This window comes from Magnetofaba australis IT-1 (genome assembly GCF_002109495.1).
In the GTDB taxonomy this organism is placed as follows: domain Bacteria; phylum Pseudomonadota; class Magnetococcia; order Magnetococcales; family Magnetococcaceae; genus Magnetofaba; species Magnetofaba australis.
In genome coordinates this window covers 578572-592709 of record NZ_LVJN01000021.1, presented here as the reverse complement: position 1 = coordinate 592709, position 14138 = coordinate 578572, and the positions used below count along the sequence as shown (strand labels likewise).

General features: G+C 52.8%; 13 protein-coding genes. 5 read left to right on the top strand and 8 right to left on the bottom strand.

Annotated features, from left to right (window positions below):
• Nucleotides 1–63: 63 nt before the first annotated feature.
• Genes mnmG through MAIT1_RS21220 form a run of 4 tightly spaced genes read left to right on the top strand, consistent with a single transcriptional unit; the run spans nt 64 to nt 4075 of the window.
• Nucleotides 64–1833 carry a tRNA uridine-5-carboxymethylaminomethyl(34) synthesis enzyme MnmG gene (gene mnmG, locus MAIT1_RS21235; RefSeq protein ID WP_198947981.1) on the top strand — a complete coding sequence of 590 codons (1770 nt, stop codon included), beginning with the start codon at nt 64–66 and terminating at the stop codon, nt 1831–1833.
• Nucleotides 1826–2401, top strand: coding sequence for a 16S rRNA (guanine(527)-N(7))-methyltransferase RsmG (gene rsmG / locus MAIT1_RS21230; RefSeq protein WP_085447168.1), 576 nt, complete (start codon nt 1826–1828; stop codon nt 2399–2401). The genes mnmG and rsmG overlap by 8 nt, the downstream gene beginning before the upstream one ends.
• On the top strand, nt 2398–3156 hold the full coding sequence (locus MAIT1_RS21225) for a ParA family protein (RefSeq protein ID WP_085447166.1): 759 nt from the start codon (nt 2398–2400) through the stop codon (nt 3154–3156). The genes rsmG and MAIT1_RS21225 overlap by 4 nt, the downstream gene beginning before the upstream one ends.
• 22 nt (nt 3157–3178) lie before the next feature.
• Nucleotides 3179–4075: a ParB/RepB/Spo0J family partition protein gene (locus MAIT1_RS21220; protein WP_158089675.1), complete on the top strand. Its 897-nt coding sequence runs from the start codon at nt 3179–3181 to the stop codon at nt 4073–4075.
• 75 nt (nt 4076–4150) lie between these two features.
• Here the strand turns inward: MAIT1_RS21220 and MAIT1_RS21215 are convergent, their stop codons facing one another.
• The 6 genes from MAIT1_RS21215 to bioA all read right to left on the bottom strand — a co-directional run bounded on the left by MAIT1_RS21215 (nt 4151) and on the right by bioA (nt 10607).
• Nucleotides 4151–5224, bottom strand: coding sequence for a glycosyltransferase family 4 protein (locus MAIT1_RS21215; protein ID WP_085447246.1), 1074 nt, complete (start codon nt 5222–5224; stop codon nt 4151–4153).
• Nucleotides 5225–5722: 498 nt separating this feature from the next.
• Complete coding sequence (locus MAIT1_RS21710; RefSeq protein ID WP_143814997.1) at nt 5723–6082, bottom strand: hypothetical protein; 360 nt, start codon at nt 6080–6082, stop codon at nt 5723–5725.
• Nucleotides 6083–6131: 49 nt separating this feature from the next.
• Nucleotides 6132–6953 (bottom strand): pyrroline-5-carboxylate reductase, encoded by an 822-nt coding sequence (gene proC, locus MAIT1_RS21205; RefSeq protein ID WP_198947980.1) that lies wholly within the window; start codon nt 6951–6953, stop codon nt 6132–6134.
• Nucleotides 6954–6985: 32 nt separating this feature from the next.
• Nucleotides 6986–7864, bottom strand: a complete 879-nt coding sequence (gene aroE / locus MAIT1_RS21200) for a shikimate dehydrogenase (protein WP_085447157.1) — start codon at nt 7862–7864, stop codon at nt 6986–6988.
• Nucleotides 7865–8074: 210 nt separating this feature from the next.
• Nucleotides 8075–9193 carry an alanine dehydrogenase gene (gene ald, locus MAIT1_RS21195; RefSeq protein ID WP_085447156.1) on the bottom strand — a complete coding sequence of 373 codons (1119 nt, stop codon included), beginning with the start codon at nt 9191–9193 and terminating at the stop codon, nt 8075–8077.
• Between the two features lie 52 nt (nt 9194–9245).
• On the bottom strand, nt 9246–10607 hold the full coding sequence (bioA, locus tag MAIT1_RS21190; RefSeq protein ID WP_085447154.1) for an adenosylmethionine--8-amino-7-oxononanoate transaminase: 1362 nt from the start codon (nt 10605–10607) through the stop codon (nt 9246–9248).
• Between the two features lie 281 nt (nt 10608–10888).
• Between bioA and MAIT1_RS21185 the strand changes: the two genes are divergently transcribed.
• Nucleotides 10889–11833 (top strand): PP2C family protein-serine/threonine phosphatase, encoded by a 945-nt coding sequence (locus tag MAIT1_RS21185; protein WP_158089674.1) that lies wholly within the window; start codon nt 10889–10891, stop codon nt 11831–11833.
• A 501-nt stretch (nt 11834–12334) separates the two neighbouring features.
• Here the strand turns inward: MAIT1_RS21185 and rpmE are convergent.
• Both rpmE and rho read right to left on the bottom strand, forming a co-directional pair.
• A complete protein-coding gene (gene rpmE / locus MAIT1_RS21180; protein WP_085447151.1) occupies nt 12335–12556 on the bottom strand; it encodes a 50S ribosomal protein L31 in 222 nt (73 codons plus the stop codon).
• A gap of 126 nt (nt 12557–12682) precedes the next feature.
• Nucleotides 12683–13936, bottom strand: coding sequence for a transcription termination factor Rho (rho, locus tag MAIT1_RS21175; RefSeq protein ID WP_085447149.1), 1254 nt, complete (start codon nt 13934–13936; stop codon nt 12683–12685).
• Nucleotides 13937–14138: the final 202 nt, after the last annotated feature.

Genomic DNA, 14138 nt, shown 5'->3' with positions numbered 1-14138 from the left:
ATGTTTCACGTGAAACACGAAAATCAGCTAAAATCGTGTTTCACGTGAAACATGGGGAAGAAAATGTACGAAGTGCTAGTAATTGGCGGCGGCCACGCAGGCGTTGAAGCTGCCCATGCAGCTGCCAAAATAGGCGCCAAAACCCTCCTTTTAACACAGTCAATCGACACTCTCGGGCAGCTCTCCTGCAACCCTGCTATAGGTGGTATTGGCAAGGGGCATTTGGTGCATGAAATAGATGCGCTGGGTGGGCTAATGGGGATCATGGCGGACGAATGCGCGATTAACTACCGTGTGCTGAACAGAAGAAAAGGGCCTGCTGTACAAGGCACAAGAGCGCAAATTGATAAACTGCTCTATCGACAAACAACACAAAAATATTTAGCTGTAACGAAGAACTTGACTATTAAACAAGGTGAAGCCGTAGAGGTATTGATAAAGAAAGATGTCTACTATGTGAAAGATCAGTTTGGAGAAGAGATAATCACCAAGACTGTGGTGATAACCAGCGGAACATTCCTCGACGGTAAAATACATGTCGGCCAACAAACATATGCAGGTGGTCGACTGGCAGAGCGAGGGGCTAACCAGCTGTCGAGCTGGCTCAACGAGCTTGGACATAAGCCAACCAGACTGAAAACAGGAACTCCTCCACGGGTTTCATGGCGATCGATAGATCGGTCAAAAATTGTGGAACAAGAACATGATGGTAATGATCCATGGTTCTCATTTCTTAAAATTAAGAACAACAATGAGAAAAAATCGTGCTGGATAACATATACGAGTGATGAGACAAAGCAGATAATCGAAGAGAATATCTACAAGTCAGCACTATATTCAGGTCAGATATCAGGAGTGGGGCCTCGTTACTGTCCATCTATTGAAGACAAAGTTGTGAAGTTTCCGCACAACAACCGGCACCAGATATTCATAGAGCCTGAGAGTTCTTACAATGAAGAGGTCTATCTTAACGGAATATCCACATCACTACCGATTGAAGTACAATATAAAATATTGAAGAGTATACCAGGCTTAGAGGATGCAGTAATGATGCGGCCTGCATACGCAATTGAATATACAGCATATGATTCAAACGACTTGCAACGCTCGCTCATGTCAAATTTTAAGGATGGATTGTTTTTTGCGGGACAAATCAATGGAACGACTGGATACGAAGAAGCTGCAGCACAAGGCATTATAGCTGGTATAAACGCGGCAAAATTTGCAATAGGTGAATCAATGCTAATACTGCAAAGGGAAAACTCATACATTGGAGTTATGATAGACGATTTAATAAGCCATAAAATTGTTGAACCCTACAGAATGTTTACATCTCGTGCTGAGTATAGAATTTTGTTGCGAGAGAAAAATGCAGATAAAAGATTAACTGAAATAGGAAGAGAGATTGGCATAGTAGATAATAATCGATGGGCGCAATATAATATATCTAGACAGAAACAAAATATGCTAAGAGAGGTATTAAAACAGAGTAAAGTGTCTGAAGGTAAACCGAGTGTTGGATTCGATAAGATCGGTGAGTTGGGTATCAGTGGCTCATTAATCCAGGAACTGGAAGCCGCAGCGAATAGTAGTCTCTATGAGAACTTTGAAAGGAAGATGTATAAGGAGATAGAAGAGTTGAAAAAAGCGCTGCACGTCCGAGTTCCACAAGAAATTATATGGGATGAAATACCAGGGCTTTCAAATGAGATGAAGGAAAAAATTAAGCAGGTGAGTGTATCGACTATTGGCGACATCGCCAACATAAACGGAATTTCAAACGGCGCCTTAAATGCAGTAGTGAACTACATCAGAGTAAAATCTAATGGCTAGCGAAACCCAACAAAAGCTTGATACGTATATCAGTCTTCTGCAGGAGTGGAATAAGTCCTTTAACCTAATTGGACGATCAACGGAAAATGAGATAAGAACAAGGCACATTGAGGAGAGCATATTCGTTGCTGAACATTTAGGGGAGGCTGAAGAGATAGTTGATTTTGGCAGTGGTGCGGGTATTCCTGGGATAGTAATTGCAATAATAAGATCACAAAACTCGCAAGTAACACTAATAGAAAAAGATAAAAATAAATGCACTTTTCTGAACTATTGCAAAAAAAAGCTTGATCTTGAAAATGTAATCATAGAGGAAAAAAATCTAAAAAATGACAGTGAGGAGAGATTTGATGTCGTTGTAAGCCGGGCAACTGCATCTATAGAAGACCTTGTGGAGATAGGCGGTATACTATTAAAGCCCAGTGGAAAACTTATTCTGTTGGTAAGTGAACAACAGGTAAACGATTATATCAAGGGTAGTGAAAGAGAGATTAATCAAGCACAAATCAAGCAAAAGAAGATTGCTGGAAGAGTATGCACCGTGCTGATGCTGGAAGGTGACCGATGAGCGAGATTATTGGATTTGTCAATCAAAAGGGTGGAGTTGGAAAAACGACGTCCTGTGTGAACCTGGCTGTAGCGTTGTCAGCAATTGGAAAAAAAATTCTAGTGGTGGATGCGGATCCACAAGGCAACGCCACAACATTCTTTGGAATAGATAAGGAAGCAGTAAAATTCAATTTGATGGACATAATGACAGACGAAGTAGAAATAGAAGATGCAATAGTGGAGGTAACTGAGAAACTTGATATCCTATGTGGCACACAGGAGTTGAATGGCACTGATATCGCATTGCAGAGTACGCGGACTAAGTTTACTCAAATAGGAGATCGGATAGCAGACATTGAAGAAAAATATGACTACATCTTAATTGATTCGCCCCCTTCAATCGGAACATTAACCATCAACGTTATGGCGGCAGCAGATAAGATCTTTATTGCAATGCAGCCCGAATTCTTGTCGCTGGAGGGAATATCACAATTGATCAAATCCATTAAGACAATTCAAGAGAAGATTAATCCAGAATTGTCGATCGGGAAGATTATTATTAATCGACTGCAACGAACAGAAAAGAGCCATAAATTAGTATTAGAGGAGATCAAATCTCACTTTCAACAAGAGTTTGAAGAGGAGATCGTAACCGAGGACATGAATATTGCTCTAAGCCCGAGCTTTGGTCGTTCTAGTGTGAATTTTAACCCATATTCAAGCTCATCTCTTGCGTATATGAAAATTGCCTGTAAAATGACGTCCTCTATCTGACCCAGACGCCATGGAGGATAAAATGGGTGATGAGCAAAAACTTGGTCGTGGTCTGGAATCACTCCTGAATAGTGATTCTGCGGAAGAAAAACAGAGGATTCGCTATATTCGGGTGGATTCCATTGCTCCGAACCCCTGGCAGCCGCGTAAACAGTTTGACTCAGAGTCACTCGCTGAGCTGGTCAGTTCAATTAAAGAGCAGGGCGTTTTGCAGCCGATCATTGTGCGCAAGGCCAATAGCTCGAAAAAATCTGATACACAATATGAGCTGATAGCTGGTGAACGACGTTGGCGAGCCTCATCAGAAGCTGGATTGGAAGAGATTCCAGCCATAGTCAAAGAGTGGGACGATAGCCGTACTTTGGAAGTCGCCTTGCTAGAGAATATTCAACGCCAAGACCTTAGTGCGTTAGAGACTGCACGGGGCTATGAAAGACTTATCCAGGAATTCAACTACAGCCATGCTGAAATAGCAGAACGCATTGGCTTGAGTCGTACCGCTGTGAGTAATCTACTTCGACTGCTCAAATTGCCATCAGCCGCAATTGAGTTATTGGAGGAGGGGATGATCAGCGCAGGCCACGCACGAGCGCTGCTCGGTTATGGCGAAGATTCGAGACGGATCATTGAAGTCGCAAACCAGATAGTCCAGGATGAGCTCTCTGTACGCGATGTTGAGCAGATTGTGAGAGAAGACCTGGAGAAAAACGCAGAAGAGAGTAGCGACAAAAAGGCTAAGACTAAGAAGAAGCCCAAGGAGTCTGGCCTCGATCCCTCCATTGCTTCTATTGTGGAAGAGATGACCAGCTATCTGGACAAAAGCGTCAAGCTGACTAAAAAACGAAATCAAATGGTGCTGGAAATATCGCTTAAGGACGAAGCTGAACTGCAGGAATTTCGAGAGAAACTAATCAAATAACCCTGCAAAGCTTTCTTGGAAATTAAAAAAGGTCTGCATACTAATGCAGACCTTTTTTTATAGAGCCGCTCAGAGTCACTCCTGAGTTGAAAGGAGTGGCTCGCTATCACTGGAATCCCGTTGCGCTTGGTCTGGAGCAACAGCCAAGAATGAGAGAAATTGCTGTGAAACACGTTCCCATGAGTATTGCAAAGCGTATTCACGACAAGCTTCAGGGTCGCCACTGATCAAGGCCTGTTGAATCGCAAGCTTTAAATCAGCATTCAAAGCGCCTAATGGACCTGCCATAGGCCCTTTCTGCTGCAACACATCCAGCGGACCAGTAACTGGATACGCCGCAACAGGCACACCGCAAGAGAGCGCTTCAAGAACCACTAATCCAAACGTATCTGTGAGGCTGGGGAAGACAAACACATCAGCGCTGCTAAATAGTCGCGCCAGTGTCTCATCTGTGTTGGTGTCAAAGAAGTGCGCCTGCGGATATTTTGCTTCGAGTTCATCTCTCTGGGGTCCACGGCCGACGATTACCTTTGAACCGCCATCCAATTCCAGATCCAGGAATGCAGTCAGATTTTTCTCAATAGCGATACGGCCCACATACATATGAACTGGACGAGGAAGGTCGAGGTACTCCTTGGGATAGGGCCGGAACACGTCGGAATTGACGCCATGCGCCCAAGGTTTGACGTTATCAAATCCTTTGGCTGAGAGCTCGCGAAAGACCGAAGGCGAAGGCGCCATGACGACATGCGAGTGTTTATGGAAAAAGCGGATCCCGGCATAGAGCCAATCCAACGGCAGCTTTGTGCGTGCATGGACATACTCAGGAAATTTCGTATGGTATGCGGTCGTGAAGGGTACTGAATTCTTCACGCACCATTTGCGCGCGGCCCACCCCAAAGGTCCCTCTGTAGCAATATGATAAGCGTCGGCTTGGGCATCTGACATCAGGCGTGACAATTTTCTGTAAGGGAATAACGAGAGAGGAATTTCAGGGTAGGTGGGGCATGGCGTCGTCTTGAAGTCTAGTGGCGTGATCATGATCACATCATGCTTCTGCTTGTGCAGTGACTCAATCAAACTTTCCAGAACACGAATTACGCCATTGCGTTGCGGACGCCAAGCGTCAGAGACGATAACTATACGCACGTTGCTCTCCGAAGATCGGGGGAGGCTCCTCATCGGCCAAATCATCGTAAGCAAATGATGTCCTGATGATAAGAGGAGCGTGATTGCACGATCTGTAGCGGATACGCAATCAATAGGCAAAGACCGCTTTGCAGCTTTACCTACAATTCACATTTTGTGTGCAAGTTGGTCACTGGAATGGACGTTGTATGATATTGAACGGCTAGAAGGATACGATCAGAGCAAAACAGCTATAGCGGTTTTGGTAAGGAAGGGGCTTGAGCCGAGTGCTTTAAGAGCATGTCTAAACGCGATAATGCAGTATGGAGTTCGACTAATAAATGCCGATCCGAGTCACCAGTGTTAGGACGAAGCGTGGGGAATTTGTCCAGACAGGAGATGGAAGTTTCGCTGTGTTGAGTCAAACGGTTCATAAATCGCGTCCTGCTAAGAGGTAAGATGGAAATCTTACCTTTGCAAGCCGCATGCAAAGCTTGCATAGCAGAAGAATCGATGGTGTTATGCAACGCGCCCACGCTTACTGGCGACGCCACAGCGGGATGCATGTTCCGCGGCATCGCGGATATGCTGAAGATGCTGCTGTTGTTGACGCGCCGCTTCTTTGAGTTCAGACAGGGCGATGCGCGCATTCTGAATCTCCGATGCGGGCAAGGTGCAAGACTCCTCGGCCCGGCGCAGAACACGTTCGACAGTATCGTCGGCAATCAATTCGGAAACGGATTTGAAAGTCGAAACATTGTGCATGCGCTTATCCTCAAAGCCCGATTGGCGATAACAGCTGCTAAAAACATCGGGTGCGAGAATGTCAAGGTTTAGCGATTGATTTAAAAAGGGGAAAAATAGTGCGGAAAAACGCACAAAAAAAGCGCCGACGATTCGGCGCTTTTTTTGTGTGAAGGGATGGCGGCTAACGCGCGCCTAATTCTTGAGACCTCTTCCAGGCGGCCTGAACTGCTTGCATTAAAGCGCCACGAACGCCGCTCTGTTCCAGAGTCATCACGCCAGCGATTGTTGTGCCGCCTGGCGAAGTGACTTGAGACTTTAGTACGGCAGGGTGTTCGCCGGTCTGTGACATTAACTGAGAAGAGCCAAGCAGTGTTTGGATCGCCAATTGATCGGCAAGTGGACGCGGCAAACCGCATGAGACCCCAGCGTCTGACAACGCCTCTGCAATGAGGAAGACATAAGCAGGTCCTGAGCCAGAGAGACCGGTGACCGCATCAAGGAGAGATTCATCTCGCACCGTAGCGGTTTGACCAACGGCATCGAGTATGCGCGTGGCCAAAGCCAGTTGAGCATCGGTTGTATGTGGCGCTGGGCAGAGAACAGACATGCCAGCTGCGACCAAGGCAGGAGTGTTGGGCATCACGCGAACCACAGGTTGCGATGCGCTAAGAAGACTCATCATGGCGTCAATGGTCACGCCAGCGGCTATGGAGATCACCACGGCATTGGGGAGAAGCGTGTCAGCAATTTGACTTAACACAGTTTCCACAATAGCAGGTTTCACTGCCAGGATAACCACACCGGCATCACACACCGCTGTGCTGGCGTCAGGGAAAGGCAAAACGCCAAACTGGTTGGTGAGCTCCTGACGTTTCTGCTTTAGCGGTTCTGCAACCAAGATACGATCAGGCTGCGCGCCTGAAGTGATCAAACCTTGGATAATGGCGGTGGCCATATTGCCGCCGCCGATAAAGGCGATACGCGGAAGCTCATTCATACTCATGAAGCCCGTCCAGAGTGAGTGTGTAAGAGGGGTTATTCAGCGCCATTGAGGCTACGAAGATACGGCTCCACGATATCTGTGGGCATGGTTTTACCGGTCCAAATTTCATACGCCTTGGCGCCTTGGTGAACCAACATACCCAATCCATCCTGACAGGGGATATTGAGCGCGCTGGCTTGTTGGAGCAAGGGGGTGGGTTCAGTACGATAGACGATATCGCTAACGAAAGCGCCGCTGGGCAGTCGGGATAAGTCCAATCCGTCAAAGGCGTCGCCATGGAGGCCAACACTGGAGCAATTGATCAAAAGATCACACTGCTCCAGGGGGAGATCGGCCATGCGCAGATAGAGCGCGTCGGTATTGGCGTTAGGAAAATGGACCGCCAAGCCATCGAGCAGGGCTTGCGCGCGGGCTTTGGTCCGATTCGCCACCACGATCCGTGATACGCCGGCTTCCAACAGAGTCAGGAGAATCGCGCGGGCGGCGCCGCCTGCGCCTAGCATCAGCACAGTAGCGCCTTTGGGGTCACGGCCCCACGCTTGTGTTAATGCAGTGAGATAGCCATAACCATCGGTGTTGTAGCCGATGAGTTCGCGATTATTATCGATCAGAACCGTATTGACGGCCCCAATGCGACCAGCGGAAGGATCCAGGCGATGCACCATGGAGACCAGAGACTCCTTGTGCGGAATGGTGGCGTTGAAGCCCACCATGCGCATGGCGCGAAAGCCTTGTATCGCATAGCTCAGGTCTTTAGGCGTAATGTGGAACGGAAGATAACGCATGTTCAAGCCATGATGCGCCAACGCCAGGTTGTGCATGGCTGGAGAGAGGGTGTGAGAGATGGGGTCGCCAATCACGCCTAGCAGCTGTGTTTCTCCGTCGATGGGCAGAGAGAAGGGGTCGGACATAGTAGGCTCCGGCTGAAACCAGTGTAGTAGATGTACGACTGAAAAATCCAAAAAAGAAGAACTGAAATATTAGAGTGTTAAACGGAATAGGTCCAGCCGTCGAGGAGCGCAGAAAAAGCACACGCACACTTGCGCGCACAGCGGCGAAACAATCTAGCGATTCAGGGGTGAGCAGAATGGAACAAGGTGAAATTGCTCATTGCCAAACCGCTAGTGAGATTGGAACAGCGACGCCACAGGACTCAGTGGCAACGCAAAGGTCTCGGCAACCCCGGGGCAAAAGAGCGCGTTGTCGGCGATGTTGAGCCCTTTGGCCAAACCTGCATCGGCGGCGATGGCGGCGCGCCAACCCATATCCGCCATGCGTAGGGCATAGGGGAGGGTGGCGTTGGTCAACGCCGCGGTGGAGGTGACGGGCACGGCGCCGGGCATGTTGGTTACACAGTAGTGGACCACCCCCTCTTCTTCATAGATTGGCGCATCATGGGTGGTGGGGCGCGAGGTTTCAAAACAGCCGCCCTGGTCGATGGCGGGGTCAACCGCTACCGCGCCCAGCTGCATCTGGCGCAGGAATTCACGATCCACCAGATGCGGCGCCTTGGCCCCACGCACCAGCACCGCGCCCACCACCACATCAGCGCTTTTGACTGCGCTGCGTATGTTCTCCGGATAGGAGGCCAGGGTGGTGACATTGGCCGGCATCACGTCGGCCAGATAGCGCAGACGCGGCAGGCTGATATCGATGATGGTGACGCGCGCTCCCAGACCAGCCGCCATGCGCGCGGCCTCGGTTCCCACTACGCCGCCGCCCAGCACCACAACCGATGCAGGGGTGACGCCGGGCACGCCGCCCAACAGCACGCCGCGTCCGCCCTGAGGGCGCTCCAGATATTTGGCGGCTTCTTGAATGGCCATACGTCCGGCCACTTCACTCATAGGGGTCAGTAGCGGCAGACGACCCGCAGCGTCCTCAACGGTTTCATAGGCGATGGCGGCGCAACCCGAATCCAGCACGGCGCGGGTCAGATCTTCATCGGCGGCGAAATGGAAGTAGGTGAACAGCGCAAGACCAGATCGAAGAAAAGGGAATTCAGAGGGTTGCGGTTCTTTGACTTTGAGCAGTAACTCCGCTTCGCCCCACACGGAAGCGGCGTCGGTGATCTGTGCGCCAGCTTGAACATAAGATTCATCATCATAGCCTGCGCCTATTCCTGCGCCGCGCGCCACCAACACACGATGACCATGGGCGCAAAGAACCTCCACCCCTGCAGGAACCAACGCCACGCGTGATTCCGCTGTGCGAATCTCTTTGACCACACCGACGATCATGACGCTTCTCCTTGAGAAATTCACAGGTTAAACGCTATTGGCCGTCGTGTGCCTACGCTTCTGATGCGTTGGTTGCACGGCGCTCGGCTTCCAGTTGCTCGATCAGTTCATCTATGGCGTCCCAGCCCCGATGCAACTGCTCCGGGGTCACACAGTAGGGCGGCAACAGGTAGAGCGTGTTGCCCAGGGGACGTATTAATAGATCCTTTTCACGGAAGAATCGTTTCATTCGATCGCCGATTTCCGCTTGATAACCCGCATCTTCAGCGACGATGTCCAGCGCCGCCATGGAGCCGACCACACGCGGACGCTGGGCAATGGGGTGTGGGCGTTTGCCAGTAGCGTAACGACGCATGCGCGATTGATGCAGAGAGGAGATATCCGACACTTTGCTCAGGGTGTTCTCCTGCTCGAAGAGTTGCAAAGAGGCGACGGCGGCGGCGCAACCGATGGGGTTGGCGGTGAAGGAGTGGCCATGGGCCAGAGCCTGGTTGAAGGAGTCGCCCAGGAACGCTTCATACAGAGACTGCTGGCAAACCGTGGCGGAGAGGGGCAGAAAGCCCCCTGTCAGCCCTTTTGACAGGCAGATGATGTCTGGGGTTACGCCACACTGTTGAAACGCAAACAGCGACCCTGTGCGGCCAAATCCGGTCATCACCTCATCGAAAATCAGCAGGATGCCCGCCTCTTTAAGGCGCTTGGCCAAGCGTTGCAGAAATTCAGGCCGACACACCCGCATGCCGCCGGCGCCCTGAATCAGCGGTTCGATAACGCAGGCGGCGAACGGCGTCTGGGCGTTGTGCAGCAGAATCTCCTCCAGTTGCAGCAGGCTGAGCGCCTCCTTCTCCTCTACAAACGGATCGCCCATCCAGGTGTGTGGATAGGGGATGAAGGCCACGTCCAGGCCATTGCGCAGGTAGGGCTCGAAGTAGCCCGAAGAGCCGCCCACCGACATCGCGCCCCAGGTGTCGCCGTGGTAGCCGCCTTCGAACGCAAGCAGACGCGGGCGCGGCTGGCCTTGGTTCTGATGGGCGTGCAGGGCCATTTTCAGGGCGACTTCCACCGCCGTGGAGCCGTCGTCGGAGAAGAACACGCGGGTCAGGCCATGGCCCAGCGCCGCGCCCAGTTGCTGCGCCAGATCAACGGCGGGTTGGTGGGTGAATCCGGCGAAAATCACCTGCTCAAGGGTGCGCGCCTGCTGGGCGATGGCCTCGGCGATGACCGGGTGACCATGGCCATGGGCGGTGACCCACCAGGAGCTGATCAGGTCCAGAATCTCGCGGCCATCCACTGTGGTGAGCGTCGCATCGCGGGCGCTGGCGATGGGGATCGGGTCCGGCGCGGTCTTCTCTTGGGTGTAGGGGTGCCACAGACAGCGGCGATCGGAGTCAATCAGATCGCGAGGGGTATGCATATCAACGCTCCAGACGGGGCGGAAAAGGGAACTCCTGGGCTTGATTATAGACAGATAGAGCGGTGTCACACACGGGCGGAACCAGGAAAATCGACGGGCAAATGGTCACAGTGAAGAGAGTTCAGCAGCCATATCAGTGAATCCGAATGTTGGTGGGATTGGGTTGGGCTTGGTACTATTCGGACGCAGCATGTGATGGAGTCATTAAGACCCCTGTAGGCGCGCGCTGCGTAAATGAGCGAACGAGTTTATTAAGCAAATCCTATACAAGAGCGCCAAGCATGACACACAAGAGCGATTCCAAAGGTCAAAACAGCGCTCATGCGCCGGAATTGGAGATCATTGCGCGGGCCGAAGAGCTGTTATCGCGACAGGATAGCGATGTGGGCGAACTGCGCACAGCGTTTGCCGAGCTGCTCAAGGACTATAAAAAGCTCGACCGCATGATCAGCCGACTCAACCGCATCAATGATCGCAACCAACTGGTGATGCGTAAACAGCAGGATAAACTGCTGACCGACCAGAATATGGTGGAGGAGATTCTCGACAAAATGCGCCAGCATGCGCCGGTGGACGAGAAGAGTATCCACAAAATTCTGCTGCCATTGGATAACACCGGCGGCGATCTGTTGCTCTCCATGGCGCGTCCCGACGGCGTGCGGCACATCCTGCTGGGGGATGTCACCGGCCATGGATTGCCTGCGGCCATCGTGGCCCCGGAGGTGTCGAAAATCTTTCACGCCATGACCGCCAAAGGCTTTGCTTCGGGGATGATCCTGCAGGAGCTGAATCAGCGTCTGCATGAGCAGCTGCCAACGGGTTTTTATATGGCGGCGCTGTTGTTGGAGGTGGATGAGCCCAATCAGAGGGTCTCGGTGTGGAATGGCGGTTTGCCCCCCAGTCTGTTGATTCGGGATGGCGCCGTGGAGAGTCGATGGAGCTCCGGCTGTTTTCCCTTGGGGATGGTCAAGAACGGCATGCAGATCTGGCGGCAGATGAGCTACGCCCTGCAAGCGGGCGATCGCATCGTGTTCTACACCGATGGCATTACCGAGAGCGCCAATGCTGAGGAGGAGCAGTTTGGCGTGGAGCGACTGGAACAGGCGCTGCTGGGGGTGATTCGGCGGGGCGAGGCGTTGGAGTCGATATTGGATGAGATCAGGGCGTTTATTGGCGGCAAAGGGGCGTTTGAGGACGATATCACCCTGATCGAACTGATAATCTGAGCCAGCTTGGCGCAACGCTATAGTCACCGCAAACCAAAATAAGACATTTGAAATCAGAAGATGTCGAGGGCTCCGCCCTCGAGCTCCCCAACGGCCAAACCTTGGGGCGCTGCCCCAAACCCCGCTGGGGGCACAGCCCCCAGACCCCGCCGCCGACCAGTCGGCGGCCAATAGTCAGCGCAAGATCAATCTATTGTCAGTTAAAATCAGAATCGGACAGTTTGGGTATTGGTCATGAAAGATATCGAGGGCTACGCCCTCGAGCTCCCAAGATCAACAACCAAACCGTGGGCTCCGCCCACACCCGCTGGGGGCGCGGCCCCCAGACCCCGCCGCCGACCAGTCGGCAGCCAATAGTCAGCGCAAGCTCAATCTATGTCACGCAAACATTGGCTGATCTGTGCAATTTTGGTTCTACATGGCTAAAAACAAAACGGGCGCTTGTGTTGATCACAAGCGCCCGTTTGATGTTCAAACCGTCGGCAAGACGGTCGGCGATGCTTAACCGTTGGAAGCGCTGGCGCGGTCGCCGTACTTGCGGCGGAAACGCTCCACGCGGCCGGCGGTGTCCACCAGCTTGTGCTTGCCGGTAAAGAACGGATGGCAGGCCGAGCACACGCCCAGGGTCAGATCCCCGGAGGTGGATTTGGTGTGGAATTCGGTGTTGCAGCTCACGCAGGTGAAGACCGCATCTTTGTACTCGGGATGAATGCCCTCTTTCATTTCCTTACGTCCCTTACGTTCTGTTCCCGACGGATTTTGCCGTCGTGGCTCCATGTGTGGCAAACGGATGATTTTGCATGCGTTTCACAGGAGGTGACCACCTGCTGGCGCGCGTGCGAAGTCACATCAATTGTTCATGCTGGCGAAAAACTCGTTATTATCCTTAGTGGCCTTGAGCTTGTCAAGCAGGAAACTCATGGAGTCCTGCGGGCCCATGGGCAGCAGAATGCGGCGCAACACCCAGAGTTTGGAGAGCTCGTCGCGACCGGTGAGCAGCTCCTCCTTGCGGGTGCCGGACTTGGCGATGTCGATGGCCGGGAAGGTGCGTTTTTCCACCAGCTTGCGATCCAGGTGCACCTCCATGTTGCCGGTGCCCTTGAACTCCTCGAAGATCACCTCGTCCATGCGCGAGCCGGTATCCACCAGCGCGGTGGCCATGATGGTGAGCGAGCCGCCCTCTTCCACATTCCGCGCGGCGCCGAAGAAGCGCTTGGGGCGCTGCAGGGCGTTGGCGTCGATACCGCCGGAGAGCACCTTGCCGGAGGAGGGGGCCACGGTGTTGTAGGCGCGCGCCAAACGGGTGATGGAGTCCAGCAGAATCACCACGTCGCGCTTGTGCTCGACCAGACGCTTGGCCTTTTCCAGCACCATTTCGGCCACTTGGATGTGACGGGTGGCCGGTTCGTCGAAGGTGGAGGAGACCACCTCGCCTTTGACCGAGCGCTTCATGTCGGTCACTTCCTCGGGGCGCTCGTCGATGAGCAGCACCAGCAGCACCACCTCGGGATGGTTCTTGGCGATGGAGTGGGCGATGCTCTGCATGAGCATGGTCTTACCGGTGCGCGGCTGCGCCACGATCAGGCCGCGTTGGCCCTTGCCGATGGGGCAGACCAGATCCAGAACCCGCGGCTCCAGATTGTTGGACTCGCCTTCAACCTCCATCTGCAGCCGCTCGTCGGGATAGAGCGGGGTGAGGTTGTCGAACAGAATCTTGTCGCGCGCTTTGGCGGGCTCTTCGTAGTTGATCTTCTCCACCCGCAGCAGGGCGAAGTAGCGCTCGCTCTCTTTGGGGGCGCGGATCTGACCCTCCACCACGTCGCCGGTGCGCAGACCGAAGCGGCGGATCTGCGAGGGGGAGACATAGATGTCGTCGGGGCCGGGCAGATAGTTGGTGTCAGGCGCGCGCAGGAAGCCGAAGCCGTCCTGGAGCACTTCAAGCACCCCTTCGCCGTAGATCTGGCCGTTGTTTTCGCTTTCCGATTTGAGCAGCGCGTAAATCAACTCCTGGCGACGCAAGCCGCTGGCGTTTTCCACGTTGCGCTCCACGGCCAGACCAGAGAGTTCGGCCACGCTTAGGGATTTCAGATCTTTGAGATTCATCGGCGTATATTTTGGGTGCGTTAGGGGTGACTTCGATTTGGGGGAATTGATTGGGATTGAGGCGCCGCCGGAGAGGCGATCGCAACGCGGTTTGGCCGTTTCTCTCACAAGCGCGCATCCGTGGCGGCGGGGAGAGGGTGGCCGAAGTTTAGCAACCGTTTCGCCAGGCCGGGATAACACGCCAAGCCGCGAACAAGGTTAA

Excerpts from the sequence above, each read along its gene's own strand:
- MAIT1_RS21185 (WP_158089674.1), top strand. The coding sequence starts at position 10,889 with ATGACACACAAGAGCGATTCCAAAGGTCAAAACAGCGCTCATGCGCCG.
- rho (WP_085447149.1), bottom strand. The coding sequence starts at position 13,936 with ATGAATCTCAAAGATCTGAAATCCCTAAGCGTGGCCGAACTCTCTGGT.
- ald (WP_085447156.1), bottom strand. The coding sequence starts at position 9,193 with ATGATCGTCGGTGTGGTCAAAGAGATTCGCACAGCGGAATCACGCGTG.
- rpmE (WP_085447151.1), bottom strand. The coding sequence starts at position 12,556 with ATGAAAGAGGGCATTCATCCCGAGTACAAAGATGCGGTCTTCACCTGC.
- bioA (WP_085447154.1), bottom strand. The coding sequence starts at position 10,607 with ATGCATACCCCTCGCGATCTGATTGACTCCGATCGCCGCTGTCTGTGG.
- rsmG (WP_085447168.1), top strand. The coding sequence starts at position 1,826 with ATGGCTAGCGAAACCCAACAAAAGCTTGATACGTATATCAGTCTTCTG.
- mnmG (WP_198947981.1), top strand. The coding sequence starts at position 64 with ATGTACGAAGTGCTAGTAATTGGCGGCGGCCACGCAGGCGTTGAAGCT.
- aroE (WP_085447157.1), bottom strand. The coding sequence starts at position 7,864 with ATGTCCGACCCCTTCTCTCTGCCCATCGACGGAGAAACACAGCTGCTA.
- MAIT1_RS21225 (WP_085447166.1), top strand. The coding sequence starts at position 2,398 with ATGAGCGAGATTATTGGATTTGTCAATCAAAAGGGTGGAGTTGGAAAA.
- MAIT1_RS21220 (WP_158089675.1), top strand. The coding sequence starts at position 3,179 with ATGGGTGATGAGCAAAAACTTGGTCGTGGTCTGGAATCACTCCTGAAT.
- proC (WP_198947980.1), bottom strand. The coding sequence starts at position 6,953 with ATGAGTATGAATGAGCTTCCGCGTATCGCCTTTATCGGCGGCGGCAAT.